This window comes from Brevundimonas sp. GW460-12-10-14-LB2, from assembly GCF_001636925.1.
Classification (GTDB): Bacteria; Pseudomonadota; Alphaproteobacteria; order Caulobacterales; family Caulobacteraceae; genus Brevundimonas; species Brevundimonas vesicularis.
Genome location: NZ_CP015511.1, coordinates 348047 through 369283 on the forward strand (window position 1 = coordinate 348047; position 21237 = coordinate 369283).

Annotated in this window: 12 protein-coding genes; 11 read left to right on the top strand and 1 reads right to left on the bottom strand. The window is 59.0% G+C overall.

Translation table 11 applies throughout. The features are described 5' to 3' along the window. Nucleotides 1-153: 153 nt before the first annotated feature. The 9 genes from A4249_RS01810 (at nt 154) to A4249_RS01845 (ending at nt 15016) form a co-directional block, all read left to right on the top strand. Complete coding sequence (locus tag A4249_RS01810) at nt 154-3906, top strand: hypothetical protein (protein ID WP_156494603.1); 3753 nt, start codon at nt 154-156, stop codon at nt 3904-3906. A gap of 264 nt (nt 3907-4170) precedes the next feature. Continuing rightward, entirely contained in the window at nt 4171-4590 is a 420-nt protein-coding gene (locus tag A4249_RS01815) for a very short patch repair endonuclease (RefSeq protein ID WP_442854490.1), read from the top strand. After that, a complete protein-coding gene (locus A4249_RS01820) occupies nt 4587-5798 on the top strand; it encodes a DNA cytosine methyltransferase (protein WP_066554648.1) in 1212 nt (403 codons plus the stop codon). The genes A4249_RS01815 and A4249_RS01820 overlap by 4 nt, the downstream gene beginning before the upstream one ends. Beyond that, nucleotides 5767-6369: an Eco29kI family restriction endonuclease gene (locus A4249_RS01825; RefSeq protein WP_197458433.1), complete on the top strand. Its 603-nt coding sequence runs from the start codon at nt 5767-5769 to the stop codon at nt 6367-6369. The genes A4249_RS01820 and A4249_RS01825 overlap by 32 nt, the downstream gene beginning before the upstream one ends. A gap of 145 nt (nt 6370-6514) precedes the next feature. Further along, nucleotides 6515-6955: a hypothetical protein gene (locus tag A4249_RS16465; protein ID WP_156494604.1), complete on the top strand. Its 441-nt coding sequence runs from the start codon at nt 6515-6517 to the stop codon at nt 6953-6955. Beyond that, nucleotides 6955-8286, top strand: a complete 1332-nt coding sequence (locus tag A4249_RS01835) for a tyrosine-protein kinase family protein (protein WP_197458434.1) — start codon at nt 6955-6957, stop codon at nt 8284-8286. Before A4249_RS16465 ends, A4249_RS01835 begins: the two co-directional genes overlap by 1 nt. Continuing rightward, nucleotides 8276-9754: a hypothetical protein gene (locus A4249_RS16470; RefSeq protein WP_156494606.1), complete on the top strand. Its 1479-nt coding sequence runs from the start codon at nt 8276-8278 to the stop codon at nt 9752-9754. Before A4249_RS01835 ends, A4249_RS16470 begins: the two co-directional genes overlap by 11 nt. Nucleotides 9755-10160: 406 nt before the next feature. Next, nucleotides 10161-14690, top strand: coding sequence for an RHS repeat-associated core domain-containing protein (locus A4249_RS16195; protein WP_082854009.1), 4530 nt, complete (start codon nt 10161-10163; stop codon nt 14688-14690). Next, nucleotides 14690-15016: a hypothetical protein gene (locus A4249_RS01845; RefSeq protein WP_066550438.1), complete on the top strand. Its 327-nt coding sequence runs from the start codon at nt 14690-14692 to the stop codon at nt 15014-15016. Before A4249_RS16195 ends, A4249_RS01845 begins: the two co-directional genes overlap by 1 nt. 95 nt (nt 15017-15111) lie before the next feature. On the opposite strand, the gene A4249_RS01850 is transcribed toward A4249_RS01845, so the two are convergent. After that, nucleotides 15112-15804 (bottom strand): IS6 family transposase, encoded by a 693-nt coding sequence (locus A4249_RS01850; RefSeq protein ID WP_066550439.1) that lies wholly within the window; start codon nt 15802-15804, stop codon nt 15112-15114. A gap of 226 nt (nt 15805-16030) precedes the next feature. Here A4249_RS01850 and A4249_RS01855 point away from each other — a divergent pair, with 226 nt between their 5' ends. Continuing rightward, nucleotides 16031-16588, top strand: coding sequence for a hypothetical protein (locus tag A4249_RS01855; RefSeq protein ID WP_197458435.1), 558 nt, complete (start codon nt 16031-16033; stop codon nt 16586-16588). Nucleotides 16589-16602: 14 nt separating this feature from the next. Further along, a complete protein-coding gene (locus A4249_RS01860) occupies nt 16603-20838 on the top strand; it encodes an RHS repeat domain-containing protein (protein ID WP_197458436.1) in 4236 nt (1411 codons plus the stop codon). Nucleotides 20839-21237 lie beyond the last annotated feature (399 nt).

Sequence of the window (21237 nt, forward strand, 5' to 3'; positions counted from 1 at the left end):
GTAGCATGTGCATTTGGATGGCGCGCAACAGAGGAGTGCGCGCCGCCTGATCATTCTGCAGCTGATCGAACTCGGCTCCGCAACTAAACCCAGAAGGGAATCTCGGTTGATCTCCAATGGTCAGGATTGGCAATGTCCGCTACACCGAGCGACATGAAATGGATCACGATTGACCAGCTGGATATCTGGGCCAGAACCCTACAGGCGCGCACGGAGTTGCCGGAGCTGGTTGCGGATTTGATCCGCGCCTCGGCCTCGACAATCAAGGACATTCGCTTCCCCAGCGGCAGCAAGGGACAGGTTCGTGGCTTCGACGGCTGGCTCGAGGCCGTGGGGGTCCCGCCCTATGTCCCGGACGGGAAATCCATCTGGGAATTCGGGGTCTCGGGGGCGACCAACACCAAGCTGACGGCGGACTATGACAAGCGCACGGGTGAGGTGTCAGCCGCCGATCGCGCAGACCGGACCCTTGTCCTCATCACGCCCTACACCTGGGACGATCCGAAACTCAAGATTGTCGACTGGGTCGACCGGAAGAAGGCGACCGGGGACTGGAAGGATGTCAGGGTTCTGGATGGCGTCCAGATCATCGACTGGCTCAGCATGCGCACTGGCGTTGCTGCGCGCTGGGCCCGTCTGATCGGCGCCAGGCCCGCGGATGTTCGCTCAACCGACCAGTATTGGGAAGAGTACGGCTACAGGTTCGAGACGCCTTTGAGCGAAGACGTGGTGCTGTGCGGTCGCGAAAAGAGTGCTGCCCGGCTGATCGAGGGTCTGCTGGGCTCGAACGGTGCCGTTCCCTTCGTCGCCGATTCTCCTGAGGAAGTCGTTGCGTTTGCAGTCGCCGCCATCCGCAAGGCCGAACCGTCGGTGCGCGAGTTTCTGGAGGCCCGGACCCTGATCGTGGATACAGAAACGGCAGGCAAAGCCCTCCTAAGCGAAAGCCAGACGGTGTTCCTGCCCCGCGCACAGGCCGTCTCGACCATCCCCATGCTGGCTTCAAGAGGCCCGACACTCAGGGCGGGGAGTTATGATCGTCCGGATCAGGGGGCCGAGGTCCTCGACAAACCCTCTTACCAGGAGTTGACGAAAGCCTTCGAGGCCATGGGGCTGGAGAGTGACAAGGCCGCCAAGACGGCCAGGGATTGTGGTCGGTCGATTACTGTTCTGGAGCGCACCTTCCCGGGGGCAGGTTTGATCGATCCGCCGCGCTGGCGGGACCGAGGGGACAAACTTCTCGCCGCTCTCCTTGCCACCGGCTGGGATGCGCATCACCAGAAGGACTGCGCGGTTGTCGCAGCCCTCGGCACCGGGGACTACGGCGACATTGAGCGCGACCTCCGTCCTTTCCTGCGTTCAGAAGATCCGCCGTTGGAGCAGACGGGATCGGTCTGGCGCCTGAAGGCGCCGGTAGATGCCTTCGTTCACCTCGCGCACCGCCTCGGCCCGGACGATCTTGAGCGCTTCCGGGCAGCCGCCCTTCAGGTGCTTTCGGAGATCGAGCCCGACCCGAAGCCCGACGACTTCATCCTGACGGCGGCACAAAAGCAGGAGCAGTTCAGCGAATGGCTGCGCAACGGCGTCTGCACAACGATCCTGCAGATCGCAATGCTCGCCCGCCCCGCGGGCCTGAACCTGAACGGCGCGTCCTCGCAGGACTGGGTCGATGCACTCGTCGATGATCTGCCGCTCGACAAGGACCATCGCCTGTTCGCTAGCCTTCGCGGCCAGTTGACCTATCTCATGGAGGCGGCCCCCCGCCCTTTGTTGGCGGCCCTCGAGCGGTTGCTCGAGGGGAACCTGATCGCGCCGCTCTTCGAGGAGATTGAGGGCCCTTTAAGTCCGTACAGCCGCCATACAGGCGTGCTGTGGGCGCTCGAGATGCTCGCATGGGACCCAACGTATCTCGTCCGGGTCTGCGACATCCTCGCCCGCCTGGCCATGATCGATCCAGGCGGACGCCTGACCAACCGCCCCATCAACAGCCTGCGCGAAATCCTGTTGCCCTGGAGTCCGAACACGCATGCACCGGACAGCCTGCGCCTTATCGCGCTGGAGGCGGTCGAGCGCCGCGACCCTGATATCGGCTGGCGGCTGTGCCTGTCGCTCCTTCCTAAGGACCACGATTTCAGCACGGTGACTGTGAAGCCTCGGTTTCGGGAAGCTGGCCTAGACGAGGCGGTCGTGCCAACCAACGATAGCCTTGCGGAATTCTATATCGCGCTCGCCGGACGAGTGTTCGATCTGGCCAGAGGAAACGGAAACAGGATTACCGACCTCATCCCCCTGCTCGAACGCTTCGGGGGGGAGGCTTGGGGGCTGGCGATCGGCCTGGTCGATCAGTTCATGCAATCGTCGACCAGTCCCGATCGGCGTCCTGTCTGGGACGCCCTAGTCAGGCTGCGGGATCGACATCGTCGCTTCGCGGCAGCTGAATGGGCTATCTCAGAAGGTTATCTGCGGCAGGTCGAGGCCTTGGTAGACAGCTACGCCCCGGCTGATGCCTTGGCTCGGTTCGGCGACCTGTTTGATGACTGGTTCCCCACGATCAAGGACATCCCAAACCCGGATGAGGAAACCATCCTCAACGCGCGTCGCGCCGCCTTGAGGGAAATGCTCGGCCGGTCTGATGCGCCGGAAGCGCTGATCACTCTCGCCTTGCAGTCCAAGCTGCCCTGGTCTGTAGGGCAGGCGGCAACCTTCGAAATCAATGATCTCGACGAACTGGCAAGCTTGATCGCTCTCGCATTCGCCGACCCGGTGTCGGCGCGCGTTGAGTTCGCAGGGTCGGTCTCGGCCAGCGCCCATAAACGCTTTGGCGACGCCTGGCCGGCCCGCGTAGCGAAGCTGATCGCGGAAGCCGAACTCACACCGGACCAAGCCGCCCATCTGATCTATCCTTGGCCTGAGACCGATGCGACGTGGGACTTCGCGGCGTCCCTAGGCGCCGAGATCGAGACCCGGTTCTGGTCCACCAAACGGGCCTACAGGCTGAAGGCCGGGGATGCCGATCTCGGTCGCACGATCGACAGATACGTCCATGCCGGCCGACCGGGGGCAGCGCTTGACGCTGCCTCGGACCGCTTGGAGGAACTGGGCGCGCCTCGCGTCATGGAACTGCTCGACGCCCATATCGAGGAGATCCTGGTGACGGGCGGAAAGGGCGTCGACGACACCATGGGCCGCTACCGGCTGGAGCAGCTCTTCAAATTCCTCGACGCGAGCGGCGCTTTCTCACGGGCCGACATCGCCCTCAGGGAAATGAAGATCTTCCCACTTCTCTACCACGGTCAGCGCCCACTGGCCCTGCACGCGCTCATGGCGGAAGAGGGTGCCTTCTTCGCCATGATCCTGGCGCAGGTCTATCCGCCGAAGACTGACGAGATCGCCGACGAAGCCGCGAAACCGGCGCGACAGAAACGTGCCGAGGTGGGGTTCCGCCTGCTTCACGACTTCAAGACGGCACCGGGGGTAACCGACGACAACCGGGACATGGACAAGGACACGGCTTTGGCCTGGATTACCGCGGTGCGAGCCGCCAATACCGATCCGGACCGCAACTCGCTCTACGACGTCTTCATCGGTCAGGCGCTCGCTCACGCTCCGATTGGCCCAGACGGTGGCTGGCCCCACACCGCACTTCGGGGGATCCTAGAACAGTTGGCGTCCCCCGACATAGAGCGCGGGATCGCGACAGAGCGCTTCAACATGCGCGGCGTCTTCATGAAATCGCTGTTCGAGGGCGGAGGCCAGGAGCGTGATCTCGCCGCTACCTACCGGGAGTGGAAGGATCTGGCGGCAGCCTGGCCCCGGACGAGCACATTACTTGAGAACATCGCCAGGCGATGGGATAGCAATGCCGAGGATTCCGACCTGCGCGCCCGCCAGGACATGATGCGGGACTAAAGCCGAAGCTCGCCTCCGGTCTCAGGGCCTTATTGGTTCAGGTCGCATCGACTGCACCGGGAGCGTCAATGACCAAACGCAGTGAACACTTCAACGTGCGCCGAGCGGAACCGCTGAAGGTCAGCTAAGAGTCAAAATCTGCCCTTTGGCGACCTGACGACGCTTTTCGCTGACGCAGTTTTCGAGCCTAGCCCCGTCAATATCGGACGCACCTCCCTCGCTATCCCGCCGACCCCGCTGGACTTCCCCGCCGAATGACGGTCAGTGGCGGTCGTGGACACCCTCTCTCCAACCGAGCGCTCCGAGCGCATGTCGCGGGTGCGATCGCGCGACACCAAGCCGGAACTTCGGGTGCGTCGGTTGGTCCACGGCATGGGCTATCGCTACCGGCTTCATCGCAAGGATCTGCCCGGCAAGCCGGACTTGGTGTTCGGTCCTCGCCGCAAGGTCATTTTAGTGCACGGTTGCTTCTGGCACGGCCACAACGACCCGAACTGCAAGCTCGCGCGCGCGCCCAAGTCGCGGATGGAATTCTGGGGACCGAAGCTGACGCGGAACCGGGAGCGGGACCGCGAGGTGCGAGACCAGTTGATCGAATCGGGCTGGGAGGTTCTGACTCTCTGGGAGTGCGAACTGGGCGACGGCCCGGCGTTGGAGCGGCGCGTGAAGGCTTTCCTCGGATGAGATCGGTCGAACTGTTCGCGGGCGCAGGGGGGCTTGGGCTGGGCGTGGCCCAGTCAGGGTTTGACCATGCGGCGGTGGTCGAGTGGGACCGGTGGGCCTGCGATACGCTGAAGGACAACAAGCCTTGGCCGGTGACGCAGGGCGACGTGAGGCTGATGTCCTACGATGGCCTCGGGACCATCGACCTCGTCTCGGGCGGACCGCCATGCCAGCCCTTCTCCCTGGGCGGCAAGCACAACGCCCATCTTGATCATCGCGACATGTTCCCCGAGGCCATAAGGGCGGTGCGGGAACTCCGACCCCGCGCCTTCGTGTTCGAGAACGTGAAGGGCCTGACGCGGGCGACCTTCCAGAACTACCTCACCTACATTCGGCTGCAGCTGGCTCATCCGGAAGTCACGGCCCGACCCGAGGAGCCGTGGATCGACCACCTCGGTCGGCTCGAACGCCACGAGACCAGCGGCTCGACGTCGGGCCTGCGCTACAACGTGGTGCTGCGCCTGCTTAACGCCGCCAACCATGGCGTGCCGCAGAGGCGCGAGCGGATCTTCCTGGTCGGGTTCCGCTCGGACCTTGGCGTCGAATGGCGCTTCCCCGACGAGACCCACTCCGCCGCCGCCCTGGCTTGGTCGCTGACCCACGATGACGAATACTTCGACCGGCACCGGATCGGCCGCGCCGAACGTCTGCTGCTGCGAGAGGCCGCGCCCAGGATCAAGGGCGACAAGCCGACCGCGCTGCCGTGGCTGACCGTGCGGGACGCCTTCCTCGGCCTACCGGACCCCGAACTGCAGCCGAAGACGGCGAGAGGCTTCCCGGACCACCGGTTCATCCCTGGCGCCCGATCCTACCCGGGCCACACCGGCAGCCCGCTGGACGCGCCGGCGAAGACGCTCAAGGCCGGCGTCCACGGCGTGCCGGGCGGCGAGAACATGCTGCGTCGGCCCGATGGATCGATCCGTTACTTCTCGGTGCGCGAGGCCGCGCGGCTACAGACCTTCCCCGACGACTTCCTCTTCCATGGCTCCTGGACCGAAACCATGCGCCAGCTCGGCAACGCCGTGCCGGTGCGCCTGGCCGGGATCGTTGCCCGCTCGGTGGCGGATCAGCTACATCTGTCGGATGAGCGTCCTGGCCCCCTACAACCCCCTGGAGAAGCGGCACTTGGCCGAAAGCGTGGCCAACGCCCTCCTGCACAGGCCCATTGAGCCGCTCGCGCCGACCCAGCCCTTCGAAGGCGCCGGCATCTACGCCATCTATTACACCGGCGACTTCCCGGCCTACGCCAAGGTCGCCGACAAGAACCGCGACGGCGCCTTCGCCTTGCCGATCTATATCGGCAAGGCCGACCCCATGGGCGGACGCCGGGGCGGCGACTTCGACGCCCCGCACGGTCGTGCTCTGTGGAACCGGCTAGCCGATCACGCCAAGTCGGTCGCCCAGGCCGATAATCTGACATCCGAGGATTTCGCCTGCCGTTTCCTGGCGGTCGACGACGTCTGGATCCGCATGGCCGAGCGCATGCTGATCAGCTGGCACTTCCCGGTGTGGAACCTCGTCGTCGATGGCTTCGGCAATCACGATCCGGGCGGGCGTCGCGCGACCCAATATCGATCGCCCTGGGATGTGCTGCATCCGGGACGAACCTGGGCCGTCAAGCTGGCGGACAGCGGCGTGACGCCTGAGGACATCTCGACCAAGGTCGCGACCCATCTCGAGGCTCGCGAACGGGCGGAGCAGGAGAAGGCGGCGGCGGATGAGGCGGCCGCCAAAAGCTGATCGACGGCCGTTCTCAATTCTGCGTCTGAGCGAAGTGGGGACGGTCGTTGGAAACCAAGTGCATCTGTTAAGCCAGCGAGCTAAAGGATTTCGGCGTTGCCTCCGCGCAAAGCGAAACGCTCCAACGGGCTGAGGGTTTGACAGAGTGGAACAATACGATCTGGCTGCTGATCGACATTTCACAACAGCTGAGTTCCTGAACGCCGGTGGGCATGTTTGCGATGCTGGGTATCACTACGGCTTAAGCGGCGAGAATGCTTTGAAGCATTCATTACGAGCATCGGGCGTGGAAGCATTCTGGCTGTCGGTCGGGCGCGACCGTTTCCAAACCGCTATGCAAGGCCACTTCACTGGTTTGACTTCCAAGGTTGATCAGCTTCGGGCGGAAATTTTGGCCAATGCAACGGGACGGCTCGCGGCGCCGATTGTTAGCGTCGTCTTGGCGCCTGCATTCCTCAGTATGTTTTCTGGCTGGTCGATCATGATCCGTTACGCTGACACCGGATTCACCCCCGTCCAGCAGGTCGATTGCGATAGATGGAAGGTCGATGCAACGGACTTGATGCTCAATTTGGTGGTTGTTTGATGTTTTATCACGAAGTGCTTGGCATTGCAGTCGAGACGGTAGCATCTTTTGGTGTTTGTCCCGATAGTGTTGGATATGTTCGCGATGGTACTGGTCGTTTACTCGTAGTAGCTGAAGATATCCCGGACAAGGCGCAAGTTGGTATTGCGCTGAAGGATAAGCTGGGGTCTTACGCAGCTTCAGTACCTCTAATAACCGGGGAAGTCGCTAAAAAGGTCCTCGAGGGGCCCTCAAGCGATAGAGTTGTTCATTGCGAAGGCCGCGCTTGGCAAGTCCGCTATTTCGACCGAAGGCTCGTGGGTGCCGACTGGTTGCATCAGCCTGCACAAAAAGACGACGCAGTCCGCGTCCCGACCATCGTTTTCGGCTCGTTGAAAGGCGGAGTAGGCCGCTCAACTGCAATGTCAGTTTTATGCGCTGACCTAACGAAGTCGGGCAAGCGAGTCCTGGCTGTGGACTTGGACATCGAGGCGCCCGGCCTAGGGTTCATGTTACTCCCGCAGGGTGATACGCCTGAGAACGACAGGCGGCCCAAGTTTGGCACTGTCGACTACCTTGTGGAACACGGTATAGGCGGGGTCCCGCAAGATGCCTTGATCGACTTCTTAGGTGTTAGCCCTTACCTCGGCGGCTTAGCGGATGTCGTTCCCGCAGTGGGACGTCTGACAGATGATGAACCCCATCTTATGATGGAGAAATTGTCCCGGGCCCTAGTTGAGGATCTGACTAGCGAGCGTAAATCTGTGCTTGATCAGGTTAGGACTATGATTGACGCGTTGTCGGCGTCTAACCAGTACGACGTCGTGCTTATAGATGCTCGTGCAGGTCTTGGTGAGATTTCTGCGGCCCCTCTGTTAGGTCTTGGGGCTGATGTGGTTCTTTTTGCGACGGATCAGTCCCAGACATTCAGAGGATATCGCTACTTACTGGCACATATGCGCCAGAATTTTATGATGAGCGATGAAGGCGATTGGCGACAGAAGTTGCATTTCGTCCAAGCTAAAGCCCCGTCGGCGAGTTCGAGAAGATTGTCTTTTAGGGAGCGCTTGTATGAAATTTGTGCGGAGTTTCTTTATGACGAAGAACGACTGGATCAGTTCGGGCAAGTAGTCAGAGCGCCATTCAATCCATCGCCAGATGAACTAGGTTATGCTGTTCCACATGACGCGTCTTTTGTTGAGTTCCATCCGAACTATGATGCGTTTGATCCAACCGAGGACGGAACGCAGCTGGATCGAGAAGTTTACCGAGGTCCGTATGGTGCGTTTTTGAACTGGGCGTGGGGTTTGCTCGGTTTTGTTAGAGAAGAGGAAGTTTCGCTTGCTGACTAGAACCCAAGTCGATGGACTTCGTGAAGGACTTCACGATCTTCCTGCTCTCAGCGCGCATACTACTGGGCAGGAAGTGCGTGGTGAACAAATATATTTCCCGGCAAGTCACCTTGAAGCGTTAGATCCGAACGCAACACTCGTCGTCGGCAATCGAGGTATGGGTAAAAGTTTTTGGGCAAGCGCTTTGGTTCAACCGCAAACGCGTGAGATCATATCGAAAGCATATTCCGACATTGCTCCACGACGCTTGGAGGGTGTCGATGTGTATTTCGGTTTTGCCGACGCCGAAGGCGGGCATGGGTCCGTGTCGAAAGAGCAAATTGCTGCGGCTGCTGCGAGTGTTACGCCTGAAACGGTTTGGAAGGCCGTTCTAATAAGAACTTTGGCACCGCTCGTCGGCAAGGCCGTGCCTCTGCGCTTTGTTGAATTGGCTCGTTGGGTCCGAGACAATATTGAAGAACAACGGGAAATATTGCGCCTTGCTGATGATGGTTTCAGAGAGCGCGGCCGAAGTGCTTTATTTCTATTCGATCAGCTGGATCAACTGGCGGACAGCTGGGATGAAATTCAGAGGCTGACGCAGGGGCTACTGAAGGTTGCCTTATCGCTCAAAAGCTATCGTCACCTGAGGGCGAAAATCTTCATGCGGCCTGATCAGGCTGAAAATCGGGAGTTATTCCGTTTTCCTGATGCATCGAAAATTTATGGAGGGAGAGTGCGTCTCAGATGGAGAGCAGTGGAACTCTACGGGCTTCTCTATTTTGAGTTACTGAGAAACGAAGCCTCGAAGCCACATTTCGAAGAAATCTGCCGAGCTGCAGGCATCGACCTGAGAAGGAAGCATAAACGGCTGCGGATACCGGCTGACTTGGCATGGCACCCACCCGCCCAGCACAAGATTTTCAACGAAATCGCTGGTGAATTTATGGGTAAGTCTGCCAAACGTGGACTTCCCTATACATGGATCCCGGTTCACCTTGCAGATGGTAAGGGTGAAGTTTCTCCCCGCACCTTCTTAAAGGCTATAAAAACTGCTGCAGATCACATCCCGCCACCTATGTACACCGCCATGAACCACGATGGCATTGAAGAGGGCGTTCGTGAGGCATCGGAAAACCGATTGGCCGAGCTACAAGAAGACTATCCTTGGGTTTCGGATGCATTGATCCCACTTCGTGGTCTGTTGGTTCCCTGCAGTTTCGATGAAGTTAAGGCTGCGTGGACGTCTGCGGATACGACTAATAAGATTTTGAAGAAATATCACAGGACCAGTGCGCCGATTGGCTTAGAGGTTGCAGATTTGTTTGGTGATGTTGAAACTCCCCATGCACTACTTGCTAGCCTCGAAGAAATTGGAGTGCTTGAAACTCGACCTAATGGCAAAGTGAACGTCCCCGATATATTTCGAATAAAGGCTGGTATTCTTCGCAAGGGTGGAGTCACTCCTCAGCAACGACAAGCACTATAGTTAATTAGTAGTATTTTAATATGTCAAATGCTAGACCTCTATTATTGTTCGTGTCCCCAAACAGCGCGATTTGATAGTTTGATGTAGGACACGTATAGAGCGGCGACAGGCAGCAGCAAGAACGCTACCAGATCAATGGGCTGGGTTGGGCTGTTTTGCCCCCTTAGGGATCGTATTTCAGCCTGTTCCAAATGTCTGTCCACAACGATCTGCTGACAGCGAACAAACATATCTTTTTCGCGCCTAAGCGGCATTCTTGGAATGATAATGTAGCCGCTGATCTAAACGCCTTGCGCACATGCAAAACGGGAAAATTGCCAGCGACACAGCGAACCAAGTCACGATGCTTATGATTTGACAGCCGCCCCACATTCCGAAAGTGTGGCTTTAGCAATCAGGGGTGGCCATGACTTATCTTTCGAGGCTCTGCGGGGCAGCAGCGCTGCTACTCATGCTCACCCTTGCCGCAGCCACAGGCGCTCAGGCTCAAACCAGTACTTTAAATTCCGGTTGGGAGGATCGCGGCGAGTTTTTCAGCGACCCGACATCTGCATGTCGTGCGCAGTGGGTCAAGTCGGGAATGAACAATGGCTACAGCCGCTTCATCGGCTACAGCGATGCCGAGTCCAACTTTGTTACGAAGCACTGTGAGTGGACGAGTCAGCAGTATCTGTGTCCCCAAGAAACGGGTGGAGGCGTAGTCAACTGCGGAACCGTACTTCCTGGATCGGTGAGTCTAAGCTGTATTTCGGGCAGTAGAGCTGTCCTCCCTGGTTCTTGCGTTCCTGTTGGAGACGCGTTCCCAGAACGGCAAAATCAATGCGCAGCTGTCAGCGGGAAATCAATCAATCCCTCTGTTGGCAACCCAATATTGCTTTCAAGCGGATCGAAGCTGTACGATGAAACTGATTATGAGACTGATGACGGACTTCTAAGAATACGGCGCCTGTACCGTAGCAATCCAATTGGACGATCCTACAGTGCCCACGCACCGTCTGGGGGCCTTGCAGGCGGGTGGGCATTCGACTTTGCTTACGAACTTCAGTTGGATCGTTTGTGGGGCACCTCAACAAGCAGTCCGCAAGTTTATTTGGCGTTGGTGTCGCCTGAAGGATCTGCGTTCGATTATGTGATGGGGAGCGGCAATATCGTATCTCCTAATACGATCGATATCGCACCCGTCTACGCGGGCTCTCAGTACAAGATTGAGTTTCTGGGGCCTATGCCTGCTACAATAGGCGGCCTAGATGACGTTTCGACGCAGTGGAAAGTTACAGACGAGTACGACACCGTATGGACGCTCCAGACGTTCAAATCTCCAGTGACGGGCAAATTCCGAACAGCGAAGCCAATCCAAAGGGTCCTGCGTGGGGGCTACATGTGGTCGCTCTCCTACGGAGCCGATGGAGATCTTCAGTCCATCACGGATAGCTACGGACGAGTACTTTCATTTAGTTGGTCTCAATATTTCAAATCTTCTGCGCCGAGCGCCACAGGCGTTCTGCCTTATCCCGAAGCAGTTAGCGAGATTGAGCTTTTGGACGGCTCATCCCTTGTCTATTCCTACGATCCAGCTCCGGCGACAGCTGCACCGTCAACGGCGAAGGTGGAGCGACTGACCAAAGTCGAACGTCTCTCAAGCACTAATGTTGTGGTTAACAGCCGTGCGTACCACTACGAAAATCCCACCTTCCCAAGACACCTCACTGGGATCACAGACCATCGAGATGTGCGTGTCGCCACCTACGGCTATGACGCCCAGGGTAGGGCGACCTCAACTGAAGGGGCGAATGGCGTTAATAGGTATGCTGTTGAATACGGGGTCTATTCCGACGGATTAACGCGCCGTGTTACCAATCCGCTGGGCAAGGATTCAATATATAAATTCCAGCGATTTACGACGACAGCTCTCAATGACCTTCGACTCGTTTCCGTTGACGGAGAGGCAAGCGCAAACTGCCCAGAGAGCGTTCAGACCGTCGGTTACGGCTCCAACCGTTTTGTGACAAATGTTGTTGATGAAGAGGGGGTTCGTCGGACGACGACGCGCGATGCTCGCGGACGCCCGACGACGGTTGTTGAGGCGGCCGGCACTCCGAGCGCCAGGACTACGCAGATCGTATGGCATCCGACGTTCAATCAGCCGACCCAAATGGCCCGGCCTGGGTTGACGATAGACCTGACCTACAATGCGCTGGGCCAAATCGCCACGCGAACATTGACGGACACGACCACGATCACGGCGCCGTACTCAACGGGCGGAAGAACGCGAACCTGGTCATACAGTTGGTCCTCGACGGGGCTCCTTCAAAGTGAAGATGGGCCTCTCCCAGGAAACTCGGACACAACGACGTACAGCTACAACGCCTCGGGTCAGCTGACGAGCATGACCGATCCTCTAGGTCACGTCACCCAGGTCACTTCCCGCGATGCTTCGGGGGCGCCGCTGACCGTCGTCGATCCTAATGGCACACAGACGCAGTTTGCCTATGACCTAATGGGCCGGCTGCTTACGATCACCACCAATCCCGGCTCGTCCCAATCTCAGTACGCGTTGACCTATGACGCCGCCGGCAATGTGACCAAGTTGACGCTGCCGCGTGGGGGATGGCTGGAGGTCACCTACGACGGAGCAAGCCGCATCACGGCGGTCAAGAACAGCCGAAATGAGCGCATCGATTATGAACTTAACCCGGTTGGCGAGAGCGTCAGATCGACCACGCGCAATCCAGCGTCGTCGATCACCCAAGACCAGCGGCAGGCTTATGACGAGTTGGGGCGTTTGATCCGTCTGACGGGCGCCAATGCTCAGAATGTGCTCTTCGGTTACGATAAGGTCGGAAGCCTTGTCAGCGCGACCGACGCTGAAAGCGAATCCTGGTCCTACACCTTCGATCGCTTGCGGCGCGTGCTCAAGGAGACGGATCCAGAGGCTGTCGAAACGGCTTATTCCTACGCGCCGAACGATGCTCTATCCAGCTTGGAGGACGGTAGAGACCTGACGACCAATCGCGTGGTCGACGGGTTTGGCTTGACGATCCGAGAGACGAGTCCAGACCGAGGCACGCTCACATATTGGTATGATCAGCGCGATCTATTGGTGAAGTCGCAGGACGCGGACGGCGTCGTTCACAACTATGCGTATGACGCGAATGGACGCTTGTTATCGGAGACATTCAGCGGCGCTAGCTGGGAGAATATCACCTACAGCTATGACAATACCGCAGGGGGCAACAAGGGGATCGGCCGTCTCACAGGCGTTTCAGACGCGTCAGGTTCCCACGCCTATGTCTATGACGCCCAAGGACGCGTGACCTACGACACCCAGGTCATCGGCGGTCAGCTCTATGTCGTGTCCTACGCCTATGATTCGAACGGCGACCTGGCGTCCGTCACCTATCCGTCCGGGCACATCGTCAACTACGCTCGAGACAATACCGGTGTGACGACAAGCATCACAGCCAAGGCTTCGGCATCTTCGACGGCCGTAAGTTTGGTCAGCAACGTCACCTACATGCCTTTCGGCCCGCTTTCCGGAATGACCTTCGGAAATGGCCTGACGACGACCCGACAGTTCGATCAGAACTATTGGCTAGCCGGCCTGACGCTGGGCGCAACGGGTGCCAACCGGTTGAATCTGGCGTTCAGCCGGGACCTCAATGGAAGGCTCACAGGGGTCACGGACAATCTGGCGACGGGGCGCGCGGCTGCGTTCGGTTACACGGACGCCGGCAGAATCCAGTACGGCGTGGGTCCATGGGGTGTGAACAGCTATAGTTATGACGGGGCTGGAAACCGCGTTGAGGTAAGAACCGAGGTCGGGAACACGGCCAGCTACGAGTTTGCTCTCACTCCCGCTTCGAACAATCGCATCACGGAGGTTCGCGACACAAACTGGGCGTTGAAGCGGCAACTGGCCTATCGCGCTGGCGGCGATCTCAGCACCCAGACCTTCGTCGGAGGCGCGACGTTCGAATATCTCTACGGCGCGCACAAGCGTGTGCTTGGCGTGAAGAAAAACGGGGCTGACCTGTCGGCCTATCGTTACGATTACACGGGACGCAGGGTCTCTGCGCAAATGCTGGGTTCGGCGCCCTCGCTGACCCATTACGTGTTCGCGAACGATGGACGTCTGCTGGCGGAATACAATGCCAACACGGGTTCGATGACGCGTGAGTACGCTTGGCTCGACGACATGCCGATGGCCATCCTCACGGGGACCGGGACGACGCTGACGCACCTTTACATTCATACGGGGCAGATCGGCGAGCCCCTGATGATGACCGATGCGTCAAAGGCTGTGGTTTGGAGCGCGGCCTTCGATCCCTGGGGGCAGCCCGCCATGTTGTCGCCCACGGCAACATCCCCGCTGTTCATGCGATTGCCCGGACAGTGGCAGCAGAGCGAAACGGGGCTGTATCAGAACTGGATGCGGGATTACGATCCGACCTTGGGACGTTACGTTCAGACGGATCCGCTTGGATTGTACGCCGGGGCCAATCTCTATGCCTACGTCAATGGCGACCCGCTTCAACTAACGGATCCAACCGGCGAATGCCCGTGGTGTTGGGGAGCTGTGATCGGCGGTGTTGTTGGAGCTGGGGGAAACCTTGCTTGGCAGCTCTACCAAAACGGTGGCGACTTTGACTGTGTCAATCCTTGGGAGGTGCTGCGTTGGGGAGTGGAGGGCGCGTTTACCGGAGCTACGCTAGGTCAAGGAACCAGATGGGCCCTGATCGGGAAAGAGTTCAAGATTGGGAAGAATTTCAGATTGGCTCCTTTTGGGAACCGCGGTCCAGGCCGCACTGGTGCTCCTCATTACCACAGGCGGCCGTCACCAAATGAACGCGGCGAAGTGCCATCTGGGCAGAGCATTAATCGTCATCGGCCTTGGCAATCGCATCGTGATGATAAGTCTTGGTGGGATAGGTTCTAATGAGTGATTCTAAGCCGTTAGGTCTGCTAGTCGCTGCTGATGAGCCGGCTTTGCTTTACCCTAGTGTCGACGCCGCTGAGCGAGATCTAGAGGTGATTGATGTAGAGGATGGGGTTTATCCATATGCCATCGACTTTGATGGTTATCTATACGATATCAAGACTGATGGTGCGTTTAAAACATTGATAATAAGAAAAAGGCCACTCGTCAGAAATGAGTCGTTGCTAAGGAAACTTTTATTGATAGTGCTGGACAAATCTTTGTCTGGCAATGCCTCAACCTTCAGTACTGAATTTCTTTTGATGGAAGCCAAGAAGCTGAAGTAAAATCATTGCGTCAGCGTGTCGGACTGGCGCATGTGGGAATCAAGCGCTAGCAGGTTAACTGGCGCAGGCCGCGACTTGCCCAGCCCGCCGAATTCTCAGGCGGTCGCGGCTACCCAAGCTGCATTGGCTCCAGCGCGAAAGCGGCGAAGTGTGGGCCGGCTGATGAGATGGCGCTGGGTGTAGAAGGTGTTGTAGATCGCTGCGTGAGTGGTGAGGAAGCGCTGGGCCGAAGCCTGGGATTCGAAGAGCTGCTGCTGTCGCTCTCGACGCCGGATCGGCAGGTGGGAGTTCTCCGCTCGATTGTTCTCCCGAAGCCGACCGGGTGAATGCAGATGGCGCAGGCTCAATGCCTCAAGAGCAGCGGGATAAGATCGAAGACCGTCGGTGACGATGGGTTCTGGCTCAAGAGGCTGGTTTCGCGACAGCCGCTTGAGCAGCGCCAGTGCTGGCTGCGCGTCCCGACGGCTCTGGACGACGAGGTCCATGACCTCGCCCTCATCGTCAACCGCGCGCCACAGGAACATGCGCTTTCCGCCAATCGAACAGACGACCTCGTCCAGATGCCAGCGAGGGGAAGGGGAGGGGCGGAGCCGCTTCAGCCGCTTTGCGATCTGGGGTCCAAACTTGATCGTCCAGCAGCGGATGGTCTCGTAGCTGACGTCGATTCCGCGGGCGGTCAGTAACTCCTCGACGTCCCTGAAGCTCAGTCTGAAGCGAAAGTAGAGCCACACGGCGTGGCGGATGACCTCCGCCGGAAAGCGGTGGCGCTTGAACGATATCAGCTTCATGGAATTCGTCCCGAATTAGCCGCTTACGTCGGCCCTCAATGGAGACAAGTTAGCGTTAGACTGACAGCACTCGGCGGCCCGATCAAACGGATGCGATACGACTGACGAGCAGCGATCAGCCTATGCGAGCTTTATCAACAACTATCACGCGCTCGTCATCATTCGGTAGCTTGACCATTGCCGCCTAACCCGACCACGGTTCGCCAACGGGGTTTGGGGAATCACGGTGAAACAGGGACTGATGGGCCTCTCGTGCCTGACTGTACTCGCGCTAGGAGCTTCAGCCCAAGCGCAGCAGACCGACACCTACTTTTACGATGTGCAGGGACGCCTAGTGGCCACGACTAAGGCGCCGCCTAATGGTGGTTATCGCACGAGATACGGCTTGGATGCGGCGCACAACCGCAGCGGCCGCATCACCGAGCAGGTGCCTACTCGAACGACTAGCGACCAACTCTTTCCCGGACAGAATCTGTTGCCGGGTCAAAAGCTCACATCCGCTGACGGCCGCTTCATCTTTTTGCTCCAGGCCGGGGACAGCAATGCCGTCATCTACGGCCCGTCCGGCGCACTGTGGTCGACCAACACATCCAACGGGCGCGGTACGATCTTGACGCTTCAGACAGACGGCAATCTCGTCATTTACGGGCCGTCAAATGATGCTGTTTGGAGCAGCGGCACTCCCGGCAACGCGGGCGCGCGCTTGGTCATGCAGAGCGACGGCAACCTCGTCATCTATTCGGGCTACACGGCCTTATGGCACACCGGCACCGGCGGCCACTGATCTTGGGGAAGATCATGAACCACACACTCAAGGCCGCGCTGCTGATCAGCAGCGCGCTCGTTGCAACGCCGGCTTTGGCTCAGCAGCAGCCGACACCTCCCGAACACTACACCCTCGACCCTCGGGGCGTGGACTTGGTGCAGGGCACGTTCAACTATTCAACGGTTGATGTGGCGATTGGCCCGCAGGGGCAGGGCGGCCTCGCCCATGGTCGTGTATGGGTGAACAACGGCTGGCGTGACACATTGTCTGGCACGATCGCCGTTTCGGGTTCGACCTACGTGGTCAGCCTCGGGGCGCAGTCAGAAGTCTTCACGAAGTCAGGGTCGAACTTCATCCCGGCTTCGAACAATGGTTCCAAGCTTAGCCAGAGCGGTTCGGCTATAACCTTCACCACAAAAGATGGAACGGTCGCGACCTACTCGACCACTTATAGTGGCAGTACGACCCCATATCAGGCCAATAATGCCGCGCTTGTTTCGGTGTTGTATCCGACCGGAGAGCGCCTGGATTATCAATGGAATGGCGTAACCTATTGTACAGGTCCCGATCGAATGTCGCCGGATGGTGAGCCCGTTGGCTGCCTAGGCTACAGAAATGCTGTCCGTTTAGAGGGCGTAGCCAACAACCGGGGCTATGCGATTGATTTTATCTATGCGTCTGATGCTACTCCGCAAAATCTCGGAGAAGTGCGGATGCAATGGTTGAGACGGGTGGGAGCGAGGGGGGTGAACCGCGCCGTTGACCCCTGCTTAACGACGCCGGGTGGATGCGATGCCCTTACAAAAGACTGGCCTAGCGTGAGCTACGAGGCTGGCGCGTATGGTGGAGCAATTCAGTCGGTAACCAACCAGGCAGGACAAACGGAAAGTTATGTCTACGGATCTGGCGGTCTAGTTTCGATCGCAAAGCCGGGGTCGGCAGCTGTTTCCATCACCTATTCGGGGGGGAAGGTGTCCAGCGTCACCGACGCTTCGGGCAGCTGGAATTACGCCTTCGTCGACACTGGATCGGTTCGGACATCGACTGCGACGGGACCGGCTGGACAACAGGTTTCTGTCAACTCCAACATGGGTATAGGCCGGGCGACGTCTGTTCAGAACGCACTGAACCAGACGACATCGTACGCCTATGACGGCCAGCGTCGTTTGCAGCGTGTGACGCAGCCGGAGGGGGACTACGCCGAACTGACCTACGACGGGCGCGGCAACGTCACCCAGACGACCTATGTGGCGAAGGCGGGTTCGGGGTTGAGCAATCTGACGACGACGGCGAGCTTCCCTGCGTCATGTTCCAACCCTGTGACCTGCAACAAGCCCACCTCGACCACGGACGCGCGCGGCGCGGTGACGGACTACGCCTGGAACGGCACGCACGGCGGGCTGGAGAGCATGACCCTGCCGGCGCCGACGCCGGGGGCCGTGCGCCCGCAGACCCGCATCGCCTATGCGGCCCAAACGGCCTATTACAAGGACGGCAACGGGACGATCGTCGCCTCGCCGACGTCAATCACCCTGCCGGTATCGGTATCGCAGTGCGCGACCAACGCTGCGCCAGCCTGCGTGGGGACACTCGATGAAGTGCGCCAGACGGTGCAGTACGGCACGCCGGGCGTGGCCAACAATCTGCTGCCGACCGTGGTGACGCAGGGCGACGGGGCGGGAACGCTGAGCGCCTCGGTCACGACCGCCTACACCCCCAATGGCGACGTGGCCTCGGTCGATGGCCCGTTGCCGGGAACTGAGGACACGACCTACTACCGCTACGACACCGCCCGGCGACCGATCGGCGTGATCGGCCCGGATCCAGATGGTCCGTCCGGCAGTCTGCTGCGTCGCGCCCAGCGCGTGACCTATGACGCTGGCAGCCGGCCGACCCAAGTCGAGCAGGGCATTGTAAACGGCCTATCCGACACGGATTGGAATGGATTCAACAGCCTGCAGCAACAACTGACGGCCTATGACGCCTATGGTCGTCCGGTGATCGCTGCGTTGCGCGGTGGTGGTGCCGCCCATTCGGTAACCCACATCGGCTATGACGCTGCCGGTCGCCAGAACTGTGTGGCGACACGGATGAACCCGGCCGCCTTCGACAGCTTGCCGGGCTCGGCCTGCGAACTGGGCGCGCAAGGTGCTTACGGCCCGGACCGCATCACCAAATACGACTACAACGTCGCCAGCCAGCTGACCAAATCGACCTCGGGCTACGGCACGGCGAATCTGATCACGGAAGAGGCAACCTACACCGCGAATGGCAAGCCGCTGACGCTGAAGGACGGCGCGGGCAACCTCTCGACGATGGTCTACGACGGCTTCGATCGCCTCTTGCAGATGCGATACCCGAACGGTGCCGTGGGCAACGGCGCGTCCGACGCCAACGACTACGAGCAGTACTGGTACGACGCCAACTCAAACGTCACCAGCTATCGCAACCGGGCGGGCGAGATAATCAACGCTGGCTATGACGCTCTAAACCGCAAGGTGGCGATGAGCGGCACGATGATCGCGGATCGGAGCGTCAGCTACGACAACCTGAACCGTCTGAAGGGGATGAGCTTCGCCGGCGGTGGAGCGTCGTCCTACAACATTTACGATGCCTTAGGTCGCCTGATCTCTCAGGCCCAGGCCGGCGTGGGGACGATGAGCTACGCCTACGACCAAGCGGGCCGGCGCACTTCCATTCATTGGCCGGACGGCTTTTGGGCGGCTTATGACTATGACTATGCGAACGAACTAACCGGCGTTCGCGAGAACGGCGCGACGGACTGGCGATTGTCGGCCTGGGCTTATGACAATCTCGGTCGCCCCATCGCCCAGAGCCGCGGTAACGGCGCGACGACCTACTGGAGCTACGACGCGGCTGGCCGTCTGTCGGCGTTGAGCCATGACGCGGCGGGGACGGCGAGCGACTTCGGCCTGAATCTGGCCTACAATCCGGCGGGTCAGATCGTGACACGCACTCTGTCGAACAACGCATATGCTTATCAGCCGGGGGTCGGGAATACGGCCTACGCCAACAACGGCAAGAATCAGGTGACCAGCGTAAATGGCGCCGGCATCGGCTACGATGGTCGTCAGAACATCATCAGCGTCCCGGGCCTGGGCAGCTATGGTTACAACGGCTCCAATGAGCTGACTTCGGCGACGGCGGGCGGCGCAACTACGGGCTTGTCCTATGATCCCGGCGGCCGGCTGTATCAGTCGGGCTCGACGCGGTTCCTCTACGACGGCCAGCAGGTGGTGGGGGAATACAACACCTCGGGCGGCCTACTACGCCGCTACGTCCCTGGTTTGGGTCTAGACAATGTGGTTACGGCCTATGAGGGCTCTGGCTACGACCGTCGCTATCTGCTGTCGGACGAGCGTCGCTCGGTCGTGTCGATCACGGACGGGCAGGCCAACGCCTTGACGACCAACACCTACGATGAATACGGCCAGCCCGGATTGGGCAACAGCGGCCGGTTCCAGTACACCGGCCAGATGTGGCTGCCGGAAGCCCAGCTGTACCACTACCGGGCCAGAGCCTATGCACCGCAGCTCGGGCGATTCATGCAGACAGATCCCATTGGGTATCTAGCGGGTGCCAACATTTACGCTTACGTCGGCACAGATCCGATCAACCTGATTGATCCATTTGGGCTGGAGCAGGGGCCTGTGACGCTCCCGCCAGTGGACCCGGTCCCAGGGAATATTTGCGGGAGGCACGCCTCGTCCTGCATAGTAGGGCGCGAGGCTATACAAGACTTTTTGGACTCAATTGCAGATTTGGGCGAAATAGTTGTAACCGGCGTGAGAAAAAGTGAGGTCATTAAGACGGCAAAGAACAATGCCGATGCCGCAAGGGATTGGCTGCTTAGAAACTATTGTCTCGTTGGCGGTGTTGAGGGCGTGCTCGGTGGCGTAGCCGAGGGTACTGTTGGTGCTAGGGGGGGCGCGAACGCGAACGCCGGAGTTGACATCGCTTCGATACGTTATCGTTTTGAAAGTCGTGGTGGAAACTTGGTGTCGGGATTCTTTGTGACTCAAGGTGCCGAGGCGAAATTGGAGATAGGCGCACCTGGCGTGCCTGGGGGCGGTTTCGAATTTGGCCGCGAAGCGAGGCGTGAAACCACATTGAGTAGCGGCTCAGCAGCGCGCTTGCGTGCAATGCCTTTCACAAGTCAAGATGACGGGTTCTTAGGATTGCAAGCTGGTTTTGCGCTCGTAGCTGGTGGGAAAGCAAAAATCGGCGTTGAAACAGGTTCCTGCTAGTATAGTGGTAGAGTTATGAAAAAGATTTTTTGGACTATGTATGTAGTTTACGTGGTCATGGGGTGTTGGCTGTACGGTATCCCGAGATCACTATCTAGTTTTGCCGCAATTGTGGTAATACCCGGATTGGCATTAACATTTCTCTATTATTTTTATGATGGCCTGTTCAAGGCGGGCGGGCGTGCTTTGAAGAGGAAAAATCCAAACCAGCACTAAACCTGGCTGCGGACGCGTCTTGCCAGTCAAGTCCAAGCCTTCACATGGCAAGCTTCCGGAAGTCGGGGTGGACAGGCTAGCCTATCAGTTGAAACTGAGGTCAAAGGCATACACGGATACGTTCCGTACCCGTTAGGGACGGGCGGCGCCACAAGCTGACCATCTTGCTTGGATTTCAGTTGA

Excerpts from the sequence above, each read along its gene's own strand:
- A4249_RS01860 (WP_197458436.1), top strand. The coding sequence starts at position 16,603 with ATGAACCACACACTCAAGGCCGCGCTGCTGATCAGCAGCGCGCTCGTT.
- A4249_RS01850 (WP_066550439.1), bottom strand. The coding sequence starts at position 15,804 with ATGAAGCTGATATCGTTCAAGCGCCACCGCTTTCCGGCGGAGGTCATC.
- A4249_RS01845 (WP_066550438.1), top strand. The coding sequence starts at position 14,690 with ATGAGTGATTCTAAGCCGTTAGGTCTGCTAGTCGCTGCTGATGAGCCG.
- A4249_RS01810 (WP_156494603.1), top strand. The coding sequence starts at position 154 with ATGAAATGGATCACGATTGACCAGCTGGATATCTGGGCCAGAACCCTA.
- A4249_RS16195 (WP_082854009.1), top strand. The coding sequence starts at position 10,161 with ATGACTTATCTTTCGAGGCTCTGCGGGGCAGCAGCGCTGCTACTCATG.
- A4249_RS01835 (WP_197458434.1), top strand. The coding sequence starts at position 6,955 with ATGTTTTATCACGAAGTGCTTGGCATTGCAGTCGAGACGGTAGCATCT.
- A4249_RS01820 (WP_066554648.1), top strand. The coding sequence starts at position 4,587 with ATGAGATCGGTCGAACTGTTCGCGGGCGCAGGGGGGCTTGGGCTGGGC.